General features: G+C 45.4%; 14 protein-coding genes and 1 tRNA gene. 8 read left to right on the top strand and 7 right to left on the bottom strand.

Translation table 11 applies throughout. From position 1 onward, the window contains the following. Nucleotides 1–25 precede the first annotated feature (25 nt). From K5Q99_RS04670 to parC, 4 genes are read left to right on the top strand one after another with little or no spacing between them, the layout of a single operon-like run. Nucleotides 26–601 carry a YqiA/YcfP family alpha/beta fold hydrolase gene (locus K5Q99_RS04670; protein ID WP_220776177.1) on the top strand — a complete coding sequence of 192 codons (576 nt, stop codon included), beginning with the start codon at nucleotides 26–28 and terminating at the stop codon, nucleotides 599–601. A 56-nt stretch (nucleotides 602–657) separates the two neighbouring features. Then, on the top strand, nucleotides 658–2,544 hold the full coding sequence (gene parE, locus K5Q99_RS04665; RefSeq protein ID WP_006083022.1) for a DNA topoisomerase IV subunit B: 1,887 nt from the start codon (nucleotides 658–660) through the stop codon (nucleotides 2,542–2,544). Nucleotides 2,545–2,596: 52 nt separating this feature from the next. Then, entirely contained in the window at nucleotides 2,597–3,769 is a 1,173-nt protein-coding gene (locus K5Q99_RS04660) for a PQQ-dependent sugar dehydrogenase (RefSeq protein ID WP_220776176.1), read from the top strand. Continuing rightward, complete coding sequence (gene parC / locus K5Q99_RS04655; protein ID WP_220776175.1) at nucleotides 3,762–6,038, top strand: DNA topoisomerase IV subunit A; 2,277 nt, start codon at nucleotides 3,762–3,764, stop codon at nucleotides 6,036–6,038. The genes K5Q99_RS04660 and parC overlap by 8 nt, the downstream gene beginning before the upstream one ends. 175 nt (nucleotides 6,039–6,213) lie before the next feature. Here the strand turns inward: parC and K5Q99_RS04650 are convergent, their stop codons facing one another. Both K5Q99_RS04650 and K5Q99_RS04645 read right to left on the bottom strand, forming a co-directional pair. Continuing rightward, nucleotides 6,214–7,278 (bottom strand): porin, encoded by a 1,065-nt coding sequence (locus K5Q99_RS04650; RefSeq protein WP_220592039.1) that lies wholly within the window; start codon nucleotides 7,276–7,278, stop codon nucleotides 6,214–6,216. Nucleotides 7,279–7,713: 435 nt separating this feature from the next. Then, nucleotides 7,714–8,778 carry a porin gene (locus K5Q99_RS04645; protein WP_220776174.1) on the bottom strand — a complete coding sequence of 355 codons (1,065 nt, stop codon included), beginning with the start codon at nucleotides 8,776–8,778 and terminating at the stop codon, nucleotides 7,714–7,716. 426 nt (nucleotides 8,779–9,204) lie between these two features. On the opposite strand from K5Q99_RS04645, the gene tcdA reads away from it, so the two are divergent. Further along, nucleotides 9,205–10,014 carry a tRNA cyclic N6-threonylcarbamoyladenosine(37) synthase TcdA gene (tcdA, locus tag K5Q99_RS04640; RefSeq protein ID WP_220776173.1) on the top strand — a complete coding sequence of 270 codons (810 nt, stop codon included), beginning with the start codon at nucleotides 9,205–9,207 and terminating at the stop codon, nucleotides 10,012–10,014. 86 nt (nucleotides 10,015–10,100) lie between these two features. Here tcdA and K5Q99_RS04635 read toward each other — a convergent pair whose 3' ends face one another. Further along, nucleotides 10,101–11,732, bottom strand: coding sequence for an ATP-binding protein (locus tag K5Q99_RS04635; protein WP_106649499.1), 1,632 nt, complete (start codon nucleotides 11,730–11,732; stop codon nucleotides 10,101–10,103). A 168-nt stretch (nucleotides 11,733–11,900) separates the two neighbouring features. Here K5Q99_RS04635 and K5Q99_RS04630 point away from each other — a divergent pair, with 168 nt between their 5' ends. Beyond that, nucleotides 11,901–12,512, top strand: a complete 612-nt coding sequence (locus K5Q99_RS04630; protein WP_063882249.1) for a superinfection exclusion B family protein — start codon at nucleotides 11,901–11,903, stop codon at nucleotides 12,510–12,512. Nucleotides 12,513–12,653: 141 nt separating this feature from the next. Here the strand turns inward: K5Q99_RS04630 and K5Q99_RS04625 are convergent, their stop codons facing one another. After that, entirely contained in the window at nucleotides 12,654–12,785 is a 132-nt protein-coding gene (locus K5Q99_RS04625; RefSeq protein WP_006083014.1) for a DUF3149 domain-containing protein, read from the bottom strand. 310 nt (nucleotides 12,786–13,095) lie between these two features. Between K5Q99_RS04625 and K5Q99_RS04620 the strand changes: the two genes are divergently transcribed. Together K5Q99_RS04620 and K5Q99_RS04615 are read left to right on the top strand one after the other, a co-directional pair. Further along, nucleotides 13,096–14,685: a bacteriohemerythrin gene (locus K5Q99_RS04620; RefSeq protein WP_220776172.1), complete on the top strand. Its 1,590-nt coding sequence runs from the start codon at nucleotides 13,096–13,098 to the stop codon at nucleotides 14,683–14,685. 145 nt (nucleotides 14,686–14,830) lie between these two features. Continuing rightward, nucleotides 14,831–14,917: transfer RNA gene (locus tag K5Q99_RS04615), tRNA-Leu, on the top strand. Nucleotides 14,918–15,003: 86 nt separating this feature from the next. On the opposite strand, the gene modC is transcribed toward K5Q99_RS04615, so the two are convergent. Genes modC through modA form a run of 3 tightly spaced genes read right to left on the bottom strand, consistent with a single transcriptional unit; the run spans nucleotide 15,004 to nucleotide 17,628 of the window. Next, nucleotides 15,004–16,089, bottom strand: a complete 1,086-nt coding sequence (modC, locus tag K5Q99_RS04610; RefSeq protein ID WP_220776171.1) for a molybdenum ABC transporter ATP-binding protein ModC — start codon at nucleotides 16,087–16,089, stop codon at nucleotides 15,004–15,006. Continuing rightward, nucleotides 16,083–16,790 carry a molybdate ABC transporter permease subunit gene (gene modB, locus K5Q99_RS04605; protein WP_373317015.1) on the bottom strand — a complete coding sequence of 236 codons (708 nt, stop codon included), beginning with the start codon at nucleotides 16,788–16,790 and terminating at the stop codon, nucleotides 16,083–16,085. The genes modC and modB overlap by 7 nt, the downstream gene beginning before the upstream one ends. Before the next feature lie 46 nt (nucleotides 16,791–16,836). Beyond that, the gene (modA, locus tag K5Q99_RS04600; RefSeq protein WP_220776170.1) at nucleotides 16,837–17,628 is read right to left on the bottom strand and encodes a molybdate ABC transporter substrate-binding protein; all 792 of its coding nucleotides are present in this window, start codon (nucleotides 17,626–17,628) and stop codon (nucleotides 16,837–16,839) included.

Raw genomic sequence — 17,628 nt, 5'->3', positions numbered from 1 at the left:
GCGAATAACCGCAGCCTGAGGAAATATGCTGCTTTATATTCACGGATTTAATAGCTCACCCTTTTCAGATAAAGCTGTGATGACGGCTAAGTACATGGCGCAGTATCACCCGAGTGTGACCTTTTATCAGCCGCAATTACCCAATACGCCCAAGGCTGCCATGGCACTGTTAACCACTTATGTTGAGGCGGCTGTCGATGCCAATGAGCCATTAACTTACATAGGCTCATCCTTAGGCGGATATTTTGCCAGCTATTTAGCCGAAACCTATGGCGGCAAGGCTGTGTTAGTCAATCCAGCGGTAAAACCCTTTGAATTGTTTGATGAGTTTATGGGGCCGCAATTTAATCCCTATACCGAACAGCATTATCTTGTCGTGCCCGAGCATAAGCGGGAAGTTGCTGAATTTAATACGGCTGTTATCCGCAATCCGGATCGTTTTTTGGTATTATTGCAGACGGGTGATGAAGTGCTGGATTATCGCGAAGCGCTCAATAAGTACCATCACTGCCAATTGCGAATTGAAGCGGGAGGCGATCACAGTTTTGTTGGCTACGAATCGCATCTGCAAACTGTAAGCCAATTTTTACACTTACCTTGACAAACTGACATGCCGAGCCGCAACATGGCCGGATACAATAACTTATAGCGTGCCCTATGACGAATCAATACACCTCTGACGCCATTGAAGTTCTCAACGGACTCGATCCTGTTAAACGCCGTCCAGGTATGTATACCGACACCTCCAGACCAAATCATTTGGGCCAAGAGGTCATAGATAACAGTGTCGATGAAGCATTGGCGGGTCACGCGACCAAAATTGAAGTTGTTCTACATACAGATAACTCCCTCGAAGTCACCGATGATGGCCGTGGTATGCCGGTGGATATCCACCCAGAAGAAGGCATTCCTGGGGTCGAGTTAATCCTAACCAAATTGCATGCCGGCGGTAAATTTTCGAATAAAAACTACCAGTTCTCTGGCGGTTTGCATGGTGTGGGGATTTCGGTCGTTAACGCGCTGTCGCGCCGTGTCGAAGTGACAGTTCGCCGTGATGGTCAAGTGTATGATATCGCATTTGAAAATGGCTTTAAGGTTGAAGAGTTGCGCCCAACGGGGACCTGTGGTCGTCGCAATACTGGGACTCGAGTGCATTTTTGGCCCGACGCCAGCTATTTTGATTCGGCTAACTTTTCTAATTCAAAACTGATTTATCTGCTGCGGGCTAAAGCGGTATTGTGCCCAGGTTTACGGATCAAATTCACCAACAAACAGACAAATGAAGTCCATGAATGGTTCTATGAAAGCGGCCTAACTGATTATTTGAAGGCGGCGATTGGCGACAATTTAAGGTTGCCAGATGAGCCGTTTGTCGGTTGTTTTAAGGGCCAGCTAGAAGCCGCTGATTGGGCCATTACTTGGCTGCCAGAAGGCGGCGAATCTATTGGCGAGAGTTATGTTAACTTAATTCCGACTCCGCTCGGTGGTACCCATGTGAATGGTTTTCGCCAAGGTTTATTGGAGTCAATGCGCGAATTTTGTGAGTTCAGAAACTTAATTCCCCGCGGTATTAAACTTTCACCCGAAGACATTTGGGATCGCGCCGCATTTATTTTGTCGGTGAAGATGCAAGAACCGCAATTTGCTGGCCAAACCAAAGAAAAGCTTTCGAGCCGCCAATGCGCTGCATTTGTGTCTGGCGTAGTGCGTGATGCCTTTTCACTTTGGTTGAACTCCAATACTGAACTCGCTGAATCGTTAGCCGAAATGTGCATTAATAACGCCCAGAGTCGGTTAAAGGCCGCTAAAAAGGTCGCCCGTAAAAAGGTGACTTCAGGGCCTGCACTACCGGGTAAGCTAACGGACTGTAGTGGCCAAGATCCGATGCGCGGAGAGTTATTCCTCGTGGAAGGGGATTCTGCGGGCGGTAGTGCGAAACAGGCCCGCGATCGCGAGTTTCAAGCCATTATGCCGCTGCGTGGCAAAATCTTAAACACCTGGGAAGTCGATGCTTCACAAGTGTTAGCCTCACAGGAAGTCCATGATATTTCGGTCGCAATTGGTTGCGATCCCGATAGCAGTGATATCTCTGAACTGCGTTATGGCAAGATTTGTATCCTTGCGGATGCTGACTCCGACGGACTGCACATTGCTACCTTGTTATGCGCGCTATTTTTGAAGCATTACCGTATCTTAGTTGAGCAGGGTCATGTGTATATTGCTATGCCGCCGTTGTTCCGTATAGATATCGGCAAAGAGGTGTATTACGCCTTAGATGAGGCAGAAAGAGCGGGTATTTTAGACCGTATTGCCGCTGAGAATAAAAAGGGTAAGGTACAAGTCACCCGCTTTAAAGGTTTGGGTGAGATGAATCCTTTACAACTTCGTGAAACAACGATGGATCCAAACACCCGTCGTTTAGTACAGTTGACTATAGATGACATCGAAGAAACGGATGCTTTGATGGATATGTTGCTCGCTAAGAAGCGTTCGCCGGACCGTAAAAACTGGCTTGAAGATAAGGGTGACATGGCTTTACTTTAATGTTGTGCACTATTGCCGATAACAATAAAACATAGGCATAAAGAAAATTACAATGTTGTATATTAAAACTAATAATTATAATTGCTTAAAGGTGTTTTCTGCCGGTTTTACGCTCTTAGCGAGTGTGACGTTATTGCTCTGCAATAGCGCCTTTGCGGGTTCCCAATCGATCATGATTACCGTCGCTAAGGGGTTTGGTTTATCGCTTTATGCCTCGGATATTGGCGATGCTAAGCAGATGGCGATGGGGGCTAATGGCACTTTATTTGTCGGTTCCAATAAGAGCGGCACTATCCATGCTCTCGTTGATAGTAATCAAGATGGTCGTGTCGATAAGCGCTATGTGATAGCCAAAGGGCTTGAATCACCCGATGCGATTGCATTCCACAATGGTGACTTGTTTGTCGCCACTGAAAATCAAATAGTACGCTTTGTTGATATTGAGCAAAGATTGCGCCGCCCGAGTCGACCCAAAGAGATTTACAGTGACTTGCCTTACTCAGAGAAGAAAAGTTCTCGGGCAATTAATTTTGGCCCAGATGGCCGTTTATATGTGTCTATTGGTGCGCCCTGTAACGTCTGTGAAGCGCCAGTGCCTTACAGTAGTATCATCGCGATCAATGTTGATACAGGCGCGAGTGAGCAGATTGCGGCTGGTGTGCGTGATGCAAGTGGATTTGATTGGTCGCCAATAGACAAAAAATTATGGTTTGCCGATCAAGGCCGTGATTGGATGGGGGACAACTTACCACCCGATGAGATTAACCGCATCGATGTGATAGGGAGTCATTATGGCTTCCCTTATTTACATGCCAGTAGTGTTGTCGAACCCGCCTATGAAAAACCGAAAAATTTAAAAATCACTCTGCCAATGTATGAGTTGCCAGCCCATGTTGCACCCACGGGACTTGCATTTTATCGCGGCAGTCAATTTCCCGATATTTACCATAATCAGTTGTTTGTCGCCGAAAATGGCTCGTGGAATCGTTCGAGTAAAGTTGGCTATCAAGTAGTTATGCTTAAGATTGAAGATCAAAAAGTGGTGAGTCGTGAAACGGTTGTTAGTTTCCTTGACGGTGAATTTCCCGTTGCTCGACCCTTTGCGCTGTTATCGGCTGCCGACGGTGCTATGTACATCTCCGATGATTTAAAAGGTAACGTGTATCGCTTGTTTTATAAGGGCGATAGTACTGAAGAAACACAGGAACTAGAAGAAAATGAGTGACGCTATCAAGTTAAGTCTAGATGGGGTAGAGCAAATGCCATTGCGGCGCTTTACCGAAGAGGCTTATCTGAACTATTCCATGTACGTCATTATGGACCGAGCCCTGCCACACATTGGTGATGGACTTAAACCGGTACAGCGTCGAATTATCTATGCGATGAGTGAGTTAGGTTTATCGGCTCAATCTAAGCATAAAAAGTCGGCTCGTACGGTTGGTGACGTATTAGGTAAATACCATCCTCACGGCGATAGTGCCTGTTATGAGGCTATGGTATTGATGGCGCAGCCATTTTCATATCGCTACCCGTTAGTCGATGGCCAAGGTAACTGGGGTGCCCCCGATGATCCTAAGTCATTTGCGGCTATGCGTTACACCGAAGCACGTCTCTCTAAATTCTCTGAAGTGTTACTCAGTGAACTGGGACAAGGTACGGTCGAGTGGGGTGCTAACTTCGACGGTACTTTGAAGGAACCTAAAGTACTGCCTGCACGTTTACCGCATATCTTACTCAATGGTATTACTGGTATTGCCGTAGGTATGGCGACGGATATTCCGCCGCATAACGTGAGAGAATTAGTCTCCGCCTGCGTAGCATTGCTCGATGATCCTAAGCTTGAACTCGAGCAATTGATGGCCTTTGTACCAGGTCCTGATTATCCAACTGAAGCCGAGATTATTACCCCGTCTGCCGATATTGCAAAAATTTATGAGTCGGGCCGTGGGTCATTAAGAGCACGTGCGGTTTACACTGTCGATGGCGGTGAAATCATCATCACGGCGCTGCCGCATCAAGCCAGTAGCGGTAAAATCTTAGAGCAAATCGCCGGTCAAATGCAGGCGAAGAAATTGCCTATGGTGGCCGACTTACGCGATGAGTCGGATCATGAAAACCCAGTGCGTCTTGTGGTGGTGCCTCGCTCCAATCGCGTCGATTGCGATCAACTGATGGCGCATTTGTTTGCCACCACAGATTTAGAAAAGAGCTTTAGAGTTAACTTAAATGTGCTGGGTCTCGATGGGCGTCCGCGAGTTAAAGGGTTGAAAACCTTATTAACTGAGTGGTTAGAGTTCCGCGTTGATACGGTTAAACGTCGTTTAGAATATCGTTTAGACAAGGTGGTATCGCGGTTACATATACTCGAAGCCCTAATGATCGCTTTCCTCAACATTGATGAAGTGATCGAGATTATTCGTTTTCACGATGATCCTAAAGCTGAGTTGATGGCCCGTTTTTCACTCAGTGATAAACAAGCCGAATCGATCCTCGAGTTAAAGTTACGGCATTTAGCTAAGTTAGAAGAATTTAAGATCACGGCCGAACAAAATGAGCTTGAAGCCGAACGCGAAAAACTGGAGCAGTTATTGGGCTCAGAGCGTCGCTTGAAGACGTTGATCAAGAAAGAATTAATTCAAGATGCCGAAACCTATGGCGATAATCGTCGCTCGCCAATCGTATTGCGTAATGAGTCCAAAGCATTAACTGAACAAGAGTTAACGCCGACTGAGGCTGTGACAGTGGTCTTGTCTGAAAAAGGCTGGGTGCGTTGTGCTAAGGGCCACGATATCGATCCGTTATCGCTCTCCTATAAGTCTGGCGATCAATACCTGTGCAGTGCCATGGGGCGCAGTAATCAGGCGGCGGTGTTTATTGATTCGTCCGGGCGGGCATTTGCGACCGATAGCCATACTTTGCCATCTGCCCGTAGCCAAGGTGAGCCTATTACGACTCGCTTCAATATGGCACCTGGCGAAACCATGCAGCATGTATTGATGGGTGAGGAAGACCAGTGTTACCTGTTGGCAACTGACGCGGGTTACGGTTTTATTTGCTCGTACAATGATATGGTGTCACGCAATAAGGCGGGTAAGGCCTTGCTGAGTTTGCCGACAAACGCTAAGTCATTAACGCCTAAGTTGATTGATCGTACTAAGGAAATGTCGCTCTTGGCGATCACGAACGAAGGTCGAATGTTGTTGTTTTCGCTGGAAGCCTTACCGCAATTATCTAAGGGGAAAGGCAACAAGATTATCGGTATCCCTACGGAAAGAGCCAAGAATCGTGAAGAGCTGATGACGCACTTACAATTAGTGCCGAGTGACACGCCAGTCACCTTGTGGGCGGGTAAACGCAAACTCACACTTAAGCCTAGCGATCTTGAGCATTATCGTGGTGAACGTGGTCGTCGTGGGGCTAAATTGCCAAGGGGCTTACAACGTGTCGATAGCGTTGAATTAGGTGACGGCGGCGAGCCATTACCGAGCATTTAATCCTTGATGGACTCAAGGTTTTGAAGCATTAAAGACATAAATGAAAGCCATCTAAGTTGACTTGGGTGGCTTTTTTGTTTTTATCGCCTGAGTCTTGACCGTTTGTTCTATTCGAGACATAAAAAAACCTACTGCATCGCTACAGTAGGTTTTTAATTATCTCTGGGTTAAGAGATTAGAAGTCGTAACGTACGCCTACAGAGAATACGTTGTCATCTTGTAGATCAACTTTGTTACCGGCAACAACATGGTCACCGCGGTACATAGCGTATTGGCCGTATACCATAGTTGATTTAGCTAGACGGTAGTCAGCACCTACGTTGAAGTTTTGTACGTTGATATCAGTGCCAGTTGCGCCACCTTTATTAACGTTTTTGTAGAAGTTACCGAAGCCAGCATCATCAGCACCGTATTCAGCTTTCAGGTTTACGCCATTCAGATCGTAAGAAACGTTCACGAAGTAAGTATTGCCATCGATATCGCTATTCACAACGTTTTCTGATTGTTGGAATAAACCACCGACTTTGAATTGGCCTAATTTAACTTGAGCCACACCACGGTACGCATCAATACCTGAAATACCTTTGTTATAGGCTACAGCAACATAGTAGTTCTGTTCTTTAAACTTGCTATCGCCTAAAGTCGCGCTTAATGCATATAAGCTTTCAGAAGTTTTTGCAGTCGTGTCGTTATCATCAAACAAATAAGTTGCGTTCAGTGTTACTAAGCCAGCGATTTTTGGCGAGTAGTACCACATACCATCAGCGCTACGAGTTTGGCCACTGATTAAACGGTCGATATCGGCGTTAGTGTTACCGAAAATATCCACACCGCCTTCGGCTTGTTTGAATACTGTGTCGTTACGACCCACTAACACAGTACCTGCGTTAGTTTTTAAACCTAAATAAGTATTACGCGCTTTAAATACATCACCCGTTGTTGATGTATTTTCAACTTGGAATTCCATTTGATAGATAGCTTCAAAGCCATCAGCAATCTTTTCTGAACCCTTTACACCTAACAGAGAAAAGTTGTTTTCTAAATATGTGCCAGCGTTATTTTCATCGGCATAGTTAGTGGTATCGATACCGTTAGTGCCGCCTTGTAGGGTAGCAGCAGTGTCAGTATGGGTTAAAGCAAGCTCTAAACGACCATAGAAGCTTGGGCCTTCGGCTAGCGCACCGAATGAAGCCAATGCCAATACTGATGCAACTGATGCAGAGATGAATGTCTTTTTCATGTTTTGTGCTCCCTCGAACCTAAGTTCTTTTCCATTTTTCATGGTTTTTGTGTGGTTTAACGCATTTGTCACCTGAGTCGGTAACAAAGTTGCCGCCGATTTTTACAGTTTTACGACTCGCAGGCTGTGGTGCAGATCATGTTTTTGGCTCTCCTTGTCCATATTCGGGCTATTTCTAGGATATTTCCTTATACCTTGACTGCAAATTTGCCTGAAAGCTGCAAAACTGTATTTTTCACTTACTACTTAAGTGGTAGGTAAGGCGGATTGCCTTAGACAGTGGGTCGGCGAGGGTAACTGTAGCATATACTAATACTGTAGCAAGTCTGTCATATCGGCTGTGGATATGTGTTTGGGGACGATATTTAAGCAGAAAAAGCGGCCGGAGCCGCTTTTTTATCAAGAAATAACCTTATGGTTAGTTGATTAATCTATTTAAAAATCAACGCGTAAACCAACAGTAAAGATGTTGTCCTTCAGGTCTTGCTTCACATCAGCCAACATAAGATCGCCATCGAAGCGCGTGTAGTGACCATAGACCATAGTCTTAGTGCTCAGACGGTAATCGGCACCCACACTGAACTGTTGCAGGTCAACATCACGGACTTGTTCTAAGCCGCTGTTGTTTTGGTCACCGACATAACGGCTCACGTATTTACCTAAACCTGAGTCATCTTTGCCGTACATCATCTTCAATTTCAAGTCGCCAATTAAGTAAGCCGCGTTGACGAAGTAGGTATCACCTGAGAGATTGGCAAACTTATCATCCACATGTTCACTGTGTTGATATAAGGCACCTAAGATAACATCGCCGAATTTAGCTTGGGCCACACCACGGTAGGCTTCAACGTTATCAATACCATCACTATAGGCGGCAGCGACATAGTAGTTCTGTGCTTTAAAGGTTTTATCCCCTAAGGTGGCGCTCAGAGCATACATGTGATCTTTGCTATACACCTCGTTGCCATTGCTATCCACTTGGTCATAGTTATCGCTCATCAGATAAGTGGCATTAAGCGTCACCAGATCGGCAATTTTAGGTGAATAGTAAGAAATGCCATCGGCGGAGCGTGTTTGGCCTGCAACCAGTAAGTCGATATCGGCATTGGTGTTGCCAAAGAGATCGAAGCTACCTTCAGCTGATTTAAATACGGTATCGTTACGGCCTACTAAGGCCGTACCAGCGGCACTTCTGATCCCTAGGAATGTATTACGGGCATTGAAGGTTTTATTTGAGTTGTCAAAGTTTTCGACACCAAATTCCATTTGATAAATGATGTCAAAATACGGGCTTACAGCTTCAGAACCTTTTACGCCTAACCATGAGAAGTTGTTTTCAAGGACAGTGCCGTCCTTTTGGTTTTGAGTTGCATAACCTGTGTCTGAGTTGGTAATCGCAAGATCAGCATGACCATAGAATTCAGGGCCATCGGCGAGTGCTGTGAATGAATAGAGTGTGAGGCTAGAAATAATAGCCGTCGTCAGCAGATTCTTTTTCATCTTCATTTTCCTGTGCTTATCGCTGTTATATGCATGGATTACTTAAGTATCTATGCATGCTGTTGAGCTTTTGTGTGGCAAAGTCTGCACAGACTGTCAGCAATAAAGTGTGATCTGGATCAAGTTTCATATAAAGGGTGCTTTATTTAACGTATTGTTTTACAAGTTAAATACAGGTTTTTACTATGTTGATTACCGAGTTGTTCGGCCATGCATTATGAGTCTTTGCATTTGTTACGCTTACTTGGCAATCGTATCCTTTTGCATCTGGTGTTATGTGTCTGCGGATCTGATTTCGATTTATGTCCAGATCGTTTAGAATCCACCGCACATTTTTAGTGCTGCTATTAAGCTGTCCCTGCTGGCATCACTTCGATGCTAGGGCAAGCGCTCCTGCTGTTATTGAGTAATATAAGGTAAGTATTTATGACTGAGGCCTATCTAAATCGATTTGGCGGAATTGGCCGTTTGTATGGACAAAAGGCTCTGGCTAAATTTGCTACATCCCACGTGGTGGTGATTGGTATTGGTGGCGTAGGTACTTGGGCGGCAGAGGCCTTAGCGCGAAGCGGCATTGGGCAGATAAGCTTGATGGATTTAGACGATATCTGTGTTACTAACACTAATCGTCAAATTCACGCGCTCAGTTCCACTATTGGCAGTTCTAAAGTCGCTGTGATGGCGCAGCGGATCCGTGAGATTAATCCTGATTGCCAAGTAAATGAAATTGAAGATTTTATTACATTGGATAATCTAGGCGAGTATTTGCTCGGGGCTAAAGAGGGCGGCAACATTGATTATGTTATTGACTGTATTGATGCCGTTAAGCAAAAGGCTGCGCTAATTGCCTGGTGTAAGCGTCAAAAAATCAAAATTGTTACTGTCGGTGGTGCGGGTGGCCAGACAGATCCGACTCAAATTCAGTTAACTGATCTGGCTAAAACTTACCAAGATCCTTTGTTAGCCAAAGTGCGCAATATTTTGCGCCGTGAATATAACTTCTCTAAAAACGTGCAACGCCGCTTTGCTATCGATGCGGTTTTTTCCAGTGAGCAGTTAGTGTATCCGCAAGCCGATGGCTCTGTTTGTGGTACTAAAGCCGCGGCCGATGGCAGCATGAGAATGGATTGTGCGTCGGGTTTTGGTGCTGTCACTATGGTCACTGGGACATTTGGTTTTGTGGCGGCAAGTCGAGTATTAGCGCGTTTGGCACTACAGGCTCAAGAAACGTTTTAAAGGGTTAAGGTTTTTCTACCCATGATTTCACCGCTCGTATGAGCGGTGAGTATCACTTCAATATTGGTCATTCCACTGCATTATATCTAGATATAAAAATCGTGTTGGACACTGGGGACCGTAGGCTCACATTGAGTGTACGGAAATTTGATATCAAATTGCGGGCCACCAAGTGTTGAGTCTGCGCGATAACTCATAGTGCCTTTCAACAGCGTCGCGGCATTAAAGGCTGCTGATAATCCTAAGCCTGTGCCGCCTTTATTACGATTGGTGGTGAAAAATGGCTCGAACATGTGTTCAGCGACATCGGCTGGAATTTCTAAACCATTATTTTGGATGCTAATTAGAATCGACTCTTCATCCACTGTGGCGCTGATGTGGATAAGATTATCTTCGCGTCCATGGAAAGCATGGGTAAAGGCGTTCGACAGAATATTGCTAACAATCTGATTCAATAAGCTGATATTGGTTTGAATATTGAGTGTGGGTTCTACGCTGATTTCAGTAACGGCGTTGACATGCGGATGCATAATCAATGTTGACTCCAAAATCTCGTGGAGTTGCTGACTTAAGTTACAAGGTTGGTGTTCTTCATGACTGCGATCGATGGCGATCGTCTTAAATTTTTGGATCAAACTACTGGCTTTGGTGATATTGCGGACTATGAGTTCACAGCTTTCTTGATACTCATTAAGGATCTCATTGATTTCGTCTAAGGTGGCTTGATCGCTGTGGATCAGATCGATCAGTTCTTCAATATGGCTCAGCTGTGCACTCGCCGCCGTCAAACAAATGCCAATCGGCGTGTTGATCTCGTGGGCAACACCTGACACCAAACCTCCCAAGGCCGCCATTTTTTCTTGCTCAACTAACACTTGTTGCGCCCGTTTTAGTGCGCTAAGGGATTGTTCTAGTTCTATGGTCCTTTCTTTGACTTGTCTGGCGAGCTCTTCTTTATAGCTACGTTCGAGCTTGAGTAGCCGCTCTCTGTCTTCTAGGGCCGTTTGCAGTTCAGCCTTAGATTTCTTTAAGGCGCCAAAGGAGCTTCTCAGTTGTACTTGCATGCTGTTGATGGAGTCGGCGACTTGTTTAAACTCATCAATTTTTTCTTGGCGGGCAAATTGCAGCGGCTCGTATTCTTGATCTAGGTCGATATCTTTGCAGTATTGACTGAGTTTATCTAAGTGCTTGGTGATATTGAACCATACTAAAAACAGAATAAATCCAGCAACTAAGAAGGTCTTTATTCCATTAGAGAGCAGAATGATAATGGCTTTATCATACAAGCGCTGATAGATGGCATCGACATCGACTTGTATTTCAAGTGTGCCGACATTAATGCTCTCGGTCGGGGATTTATAAACTAGCGGGAAGGTTTTATCTAAGGAGTGTTCTTGCTTTTGCTCGCCTGCATTCCATGCTTGGCCGCTGTCATCTTTAATCGAAATGTAGTTAATATCGGGCAGCTGAATTAAGCCATTGAGCTGAGTGTTAATCAGCCGCTCGTCAATCACCCAAATACTGGCGGCGAGCACATCTAAATTCACTTTTTCCATATTGGAAAACACTCTGTCGATACGCACAACGTCATTGCGATAATCACTGATCAATTGATACGCAGTGGTGATTAAGGTGATAACAGAGCTAAAAAGTACAATAGACAAGGTCAGGTGCCTGCCTATGGGACTTTTGATAAGTTGGCTAAAGAATGTCAGCATCTTAAATTTTCTTTATGCAATAGCGGCTTGAGATGCTTATAAGCATAGACCTACAGATCCAGAAAGTGCATTTTCTCGCAGATAAAATCAATGAAATATGTCTTCATTTGTGGCATTAAATTTGCTTTGTAGCCAATAAGTTCAATTTTTTGTCACTGGGATAGCACTATGTTTAAACTCAAGCTGGATTCAGTTAAGTTTTTTAGCCCGAAGAAAATGATGTTTAGAGTCATGCTGTGGCTAATGGTGAGTTGTACTGTCTTACTCCTTATTCCTCCTAATGCGTTGGCAGTGCTGGCGCTCGATAAATTTGTGCCCGAACATGCTCATTTTGTTGGATTAGGTCTAATCATTTCTATAGCCTATTTTTTGAGTCAGCTGATTAACTTAGGCTTAGATGAATCAATTCGTCATTTAAGTGATAAGCGCGTTATTGAGACGATTGAAGCTAAAGTGAACTTGCTTGATCCCGCTGAGCGAGCATTAGTCAGAGAGTTTTTTCTTCAGGGCGCCACGATTTTGACTCTGCCGCAAAATGAGCCTGCCGTAAAAAGTCTATTGAATGCCTGTATCTTAGAAAAGCTAGGGAACGAGCGCCATTATGCGATTCAGGGACCGACAGCCGATTATAAGATTGCTATGAAGGCTCGCATGTACCTCAACCGCGATGTGCTGCGTTTACCTGCGGGTGAGCCGAGCCAAGAGGAAATGCAGTCGTTGATTAAGGCACGTCCGCAGTTTTTAAATGGCCTAGTACAAAACAGAAAACACGCCGCATAGGCGTGTTTTGTCTCGCTCGCATGAGTGCTGGCTTAGGTAAGTTGCAGTAATCGGAAAAGTGAGATAACAAAAAATGGGGGTGATAAAACCCCCCTAGATTTTGCATTTATACAAGAACATGAAGAACAACTGGAGCAAAAACTATTGTTTCGGTGCCGACTTCACAATGAACATCCAAGTGATATAGGACACTATCCCTATTGTGCTAAAGATAACGATCATTGAAAGTAAGCCTATGGGGTTACCAAACATTAGATCTAACCAAAATGCCATGACTGAAATCCTCTTTCCTGTGAAGTCCTCTCTAAATTAGCGATATTCGATAGCCAAAATACTGATCTCGATCAATAAAAAATCGACATAGGAATACAAAGCGATAACTCTTAGTTAACTCTGTGATCTTGGTCAAGTTTAAGGCTATGCTTAACAGTGATGAGTTCAAATAATTTGGCTTTGTTTCATCTTCTGTTAGCGTCTAGGATTAACCTACTCAATGAGTTCGTTATTTAGTTAACGCGCATTCCATCTATTCGCCCTTGTTTAATATGAATGCGGCAATATCAGTTTTTTAAAGGAGTAAAAAATGGATTCTAATAAAAGTCGTAAGGATTCAATGGGATATAATTCTATCTTTGCGCCACTGCTGTTGCTGATTTATCCACTCTATTGTTTAGTTGCCACAGGGCACTTTGTCGCCATCCTGTGTTTAAGCGCGCTCGCCGGCATTTTAATTTTCAACATCAATAAATTAATTCGCAATTTAAGGCAGCTTGAGCGCGCCGCCCATCATTTAGGCGAAGGGGATTTAAGTTATCAATTAGAAGAGAAAGATGCGGGCATCTTCATTAAGGTTGTGCATAGCATTAATCGCATGGGCGAGGATGTTAGCCGCACCATTTTATCTTTGTCTGATACCTGCGAAGGCATGAAAAAAGTCGCCTCAGATATTAAGGTCATCAGTGAGCAGGCCAAACAAGGTGTGTTAGAGCAAGAGCATCAAACTGAACTGGCCGCCAGTGCGATGACGCAAATGGTTTCAAGCGTGCAAGCTGTGTCGCAAAATGCAGTCAGTGCGGCGAAAGCTGCCGACATTGCCCAAAGTTCTGCTAAGCATGGCGACCAAATCATGAATGGCATAGTCACTAAAATTGGCGCTATGTCAGAGCAGATCCATAGCACTCGAACCGTGATTGAGCACTTGGCCGCCGACAGCAACAATATCAGTAGCATTATCGAAACCATTTCGCAGGTGGCTGAGCAGACTAATTTACTCGCCTTAAACGCTGCCATTGAAAGTGCGAGAGCTGGCGAGCATGGTCGCGGCTTTGCTGTTGTCGCCGATGAAGTGCGTAATCTCGCTAAGCGGACATCTGAAGCCACGGTTGAAATCCAACAACAAATCGCCGCCTTACAAAAAGGTGCACAACATGGTGTTGAAGTCATGTTGAAAAACGTGGCTATTGCCGACGAAACGGCTGATATGGTTGATCAAGCCCACAGTGCACTCGGGCAGATTGTCGCTCAGGTGGAGACTATTACCGATATGTCCCATCAAATCGCCACGGCATCGGGGCAACAACACACTGTTGCTGAAGAGATTAATAAAAATATTACTGTGATGGCAGAACTCGCGCTGAGTAATGCATCTCACACCAACAACACTAACTTATCGAGCTTGAAAGTGTATAACATGTCGCAGGAAATCGGCTCCTTGCTGCACCGATTCCATGTGAATGCGGCTTTCTTTAATTCGACTCAGGCACAAAATAAATTGTTTGTGAAATGGGGGCCTGAATTAGACATAGGGATGCCAGAGATCAATCGTCAACATCAGCGCTTAGTCTCATTGATCAATGAATTACACCGTACATTAAATGAAGACTATGGACTCGAAGCCATCAAACGTATCGTGCAAGGGCTGGTGGATTACACCGTCAACCACTTTGCCTATGAAGAAGAACTCTTTGCCCGATTTGGCTACCCACAAACTGACAGTCACAAGGAAAAACACGGCAAATTAGTCGGGCAAGTACTTGATTTTCAAAAGCGGGTTGTAAAAGGGGAAGATGTTGCCGACGAATTAATGACTTTCTTGAAGGCTTGGTTGGTTAATCATATTCAAAAAAGTGATAAAGAATATACCGCCTTTTTGTTATCCCATGGCGCAGAATAACCCCAAGAGCATGATTTTTGAGCGGTTAAATGCAATTTGTATTAAAGTCGCGGCAAAAGACTTGCCATTGTCATGGGCAAAGGTATAATTCCCAGCACTTAGAGACAGCCAGTTGTTTGATTGCTTCTAAGTGCATATTTGATATGCCAGTGTGGTGAAATCGGTAGACACAGGGGATTCAAAATCCCCCGCCCTTAAAAGCGTGCCAGTTCGAGTCTGGCCACTGGTACCAAATCCTTCTAATGAAGGAACTAAACCGACCTAGCGTCGGTTTTTTTGTGTCTGAAATTTGGTTTTCGAAGGGTGCTCTAGGTTGAGCTAGTGGGATTCGGCGATATCCATTTGCGTCATAGTCACGCCTTTGATTTGTGCATAAATCGCTTTGCCATGAGTGAGTTGCAGTTCGTCGCAGGCCCAAGGGGTGATGTTGGCCCAAAGTTCATCGCGGCCTAGGGCGATTTTTAATTGGATTTGCTCGCCGTTATCGCTGGGGTATAACTCTTTAATTTCTCCCTTTAGTAGGTTGCGGATACTTGAGCCTTTGGGAACCTCAGTGCAAACCGAGACATGATTTGCCTGAATACGCACTTTGAGTTTCTTCGCCGTTTCAGCCAGATAGCCACTTACCCACAAATAGTTTCCATCATCCATCACGAGTCGCGTCATGGGGTAGTCGGGATGTCTGTCGGCGACCTTTGCACTGAGGAGTGAGCTGAGCTCCTGCAATGGCACCCAAGGGCGCATTTGCTCGCTATTCCACACTTCACTTAAGGCGCCTTGGGCGATCAATTTTCCCTGATGCAGCACCAGCATATAATCCGCCAGTTGTAAGATCTCATCTAGGCTGTGGCTCACATACACAATCGGCAGTTTTAGTTCCTGCGATAAGGTTTGCAGGTAGGGCAACAACTCGCGTTTACGGGGTAAATCGAGTGACGCTAGCGGTTCATCCATCAACAGCATATCGGGCGATGTCAGCAGGGCACGGCCAATGGCAACCCGTTGTTTTTCACCGCCCGATAGCGTGCTGGGATAGCGACTGAGGAGTTTTTCAATTCCCAGTAACTGCACAATTCTATCGAACAAGACTGGGTTAGCTTTACGCACACCATAGTTGAGATTGCCCTTTACGCTATAGTGCGGGAACAGTCGTGCTTCTTGAAATACATAGCCAATTTGGCGCTTCTCTGGGGGAAGGTTCACTTTGCCTTGTTGATAAAGCAGTTTGTCGCCGAGGCGGATTTCACCGCTATCTGGGGTCGAAAGCCCGCCAAGTAGGTTCACGAGCGAGGTCTTACCCGCACCCGAGCGGCCAAAAACGGCTGTCACGCCTTGCAATGGCAATTGGGTATCGACTTTCAGTTGCAACTGTCCGAACCGTTTTTCAATATTGATTGTTAACATACGCTTGCCGTCCTCTGCAGGGCTTTTTTACTCAGCCATTGGGAGGCGAGTAAAGACGCGAGCGCGATAACGATCGAGATAATGCATAGACGCATGGCCTGATATTCGGCTCCCGGAGTTTCAATAAAAGAGTACATAGCGAGCGGAATTGTACGAGTTTCACCGGGAATATTAGAAACGAAGGTAATGGTCGAACCAAATTCCCCTAGGCTGCGAGCAAAGGCGATAATTATGCCTGACACTATCCCTGGAGAGGTGAGCGGCAGTGTGATGGTGAGAAATACCCGCCATCGACTGCTACCTAAAGTGCGTGCGGCCTGCTCGAGTCGAATATCAACGGTTTCAAAGGATTGGCGTATGGCTCTGACCATCAGCGGGAATGACACTATCGCCGCCGCGAGGGCCGCACCGCGCCAACTAAAGCTAAAACTGATGCCAAACCAATTAAATAACCACTGGCCGATAAAACCTTGGCGGCCCATGCTGATCAGCAAGAGGTAACCCACTACCACGGGCGGTAACACCAGTGGTAGATGGAGCACACTGTCAAATATAGCCTTGCCAGGAAACTCGACCCTTGCCAGCAACCAAGCGCACAAAATACCCAAGGGTAAACTGGCGATAACGGCAACGGATGACACCTTTATACTGAGTAGCAGTGCGGCAATTTCATAGTCGCTTAAAAGAGAGCCACTTAGCATAGAGCCGCTTAAAAATGAGCCGCTTAACAAAGAACCACTCAGCACCCTAATTCACTCCAAAGCCATATTTCTCAAACACATTTTTTGCGCTTGGGCCCTGCAGATACTCATTGAACGCTTTGGCGCTTGCGGTCGATTCTTGTTTGACTAAGGCGACAGGGTATTCAATTGGGCTGTAACTCGTTTCTGGGAAGGTGCCAACGATTTTGATCTTTTGGGCGACTTTCGCATCGGTTGAATACACTATGCCAAGCGGCGCTTCACCCTGTTCAACCAAAGCGAGGGCGGCACGGACATTGTTAGCACGGGCGAGTAAGGGCTCAGCGGCTTGCCATAGCTTGAGGTTTTCGAGGGCTTGCTTGGCATATTGTCCAGCGGGTACATGATCTGGGTCGCCAACAGCCATACGACTGCCTTTTAATGCGGCTTTAATATCCCAATCGCCATTGAGCACCACCTCTGTGATGGGACTATTTTTCTCGGCAATCAAGACCAAGGTATTTTTTAACAAGGTTTTACGACTGTTAACATCGACCGCTTTAGCATCGACCAGATAATCCATCCACTTTTGATTGGCCGAGACAAACAGATCGGCGGGCGCACCATTGGCCACTTGTTTTGCCAGTGTTGAAGAAGAGGCGAAGGAGAAGACCACCTTAGTATGGTGTTCTTTTTCATATTGCTGGCCGATTTCGTTAAGGGCATTGGTGAGTGATGCCGCAGCAAAAACAGTCACTTGCTCATTGTCTGCCGCAAAACTTGGGCTAGATGTCAGTGCCATTGTGAATAATGAAGCCGTGGTAAAACGCAGTAATTGCTTAAGGTGAATGGATTTCAT

Origin of the sequence: Shewanella hafniensis (assembly GCF_019655335.1) — a bacterium.
Taxonomy (GTDB): domain Bacteria; phylum Pseudomonadota; class Gammaproteobacteria; order Enterobacterales; family Shewanellaceae; genus Shewanella; species Shewanella hafniensis.
This window is presented reverse-complemented; position numbering and strand designations above follow the sequence as displayed.

Excerpts from the sequence above, each read along its gene's own strand:
- K5Q99_RS04635 (WP_106649499.1), bottom strand. The coding sequence starts at position 11,732 with ATGCTGACATTCTTTAGCCAACTTATCAAAAGTCCCATAGGCAGGCAC.
- parE (WP_006083022.1), top strand. The coding sequence starts at position 658 with ATGACGAATCAATACACCTCTGACGCCATTGAAGTTCTCAACGGACTC.
- tcdA (WP_220776173.1), top strand. The coding sequence starts at position 9,205 with ATGACTGAGGCCTATCTAAATCGATTTGGCGGAATTGGCCGTTTGTAT.
- modC (WP_220776171.1), bottom strand. The coding sequence starts at position 16,089 with ATGTTAACAATCAATATTGAAAAACGGTTCGGACAGTTGCAACTGAAA.
- modA (WP_220776170.1), bottom strand. The coding sequence starts at position 17,628 with ATGAAATCCATTCACCTTAAGCAATTACTGCGTTTTACCACGGCTTCA.
- K5Q99_RS04650 (WP_220592039.1), bottom strand. The coding sequence starts at position 7,278 with ATGAAAAAGACATTCATCTCTGCATCAGTTGCATCAGTATTGGCATTG.
- K5Q99_RS04670 (WP_220776177.1), top strand. The coding sequence starts at position 26 with ATGCTGCTTTATATTCACGGATTTAATAGCTCACCCTTTTCAGATAAA.
- K5Q99_RS04620 (WP_220776172.1), top strand. The coding sequence starts at position 13,096 with ATGGATTCTAATAAAAGTCGTAAGGATTCAATGGGATATAATTCTATC.
- modB (WP_373317015.1), bottom strand. The coding sequence starts at position 16,790 with ATGCTAAGTGGCTCTCTTTTAAGCGACTATGAAATTGCCGCACTGCTA.
- K5Q99_RS04625 (WP_006083014.1), bottom strand. The coding sequence starts at position 12,785 with ATGGCATTTTGGTTAGATCTAATGTTTGGTAACCCCATAGGCTTACTT.
- K5Q99_RS04660 (WP_220776176.1), top strand. The coding sequence starts at position 2,597 with ATGTTGTATATTAAAACTAATAATTATAATTGCTTAAAGGTGTTTTCT.
- K5Q99_RS04645 (WP_220776174.1), bottom strand. The coding sequence starts at position 8,778 with ATGAAAAAGAATCTGCTGACGACGGCTATTATTTCTAGCCTCACACTC.
- parC (WP_220776175.1), top strand. The coding sequence starts at position 3,762 with ATGAGTGACGCTATCAAGTTAAGTCTAGATGGGGTAGAGCAAATGCCA.
- K5Q99_RS04630 (WP_063882249.1), top strand. The coding sequence starts at position 11,901 with ATGTTTAAACTCAAGCTGGATTCAGTTAAGTTTTTTAGCCCGAAGAAA.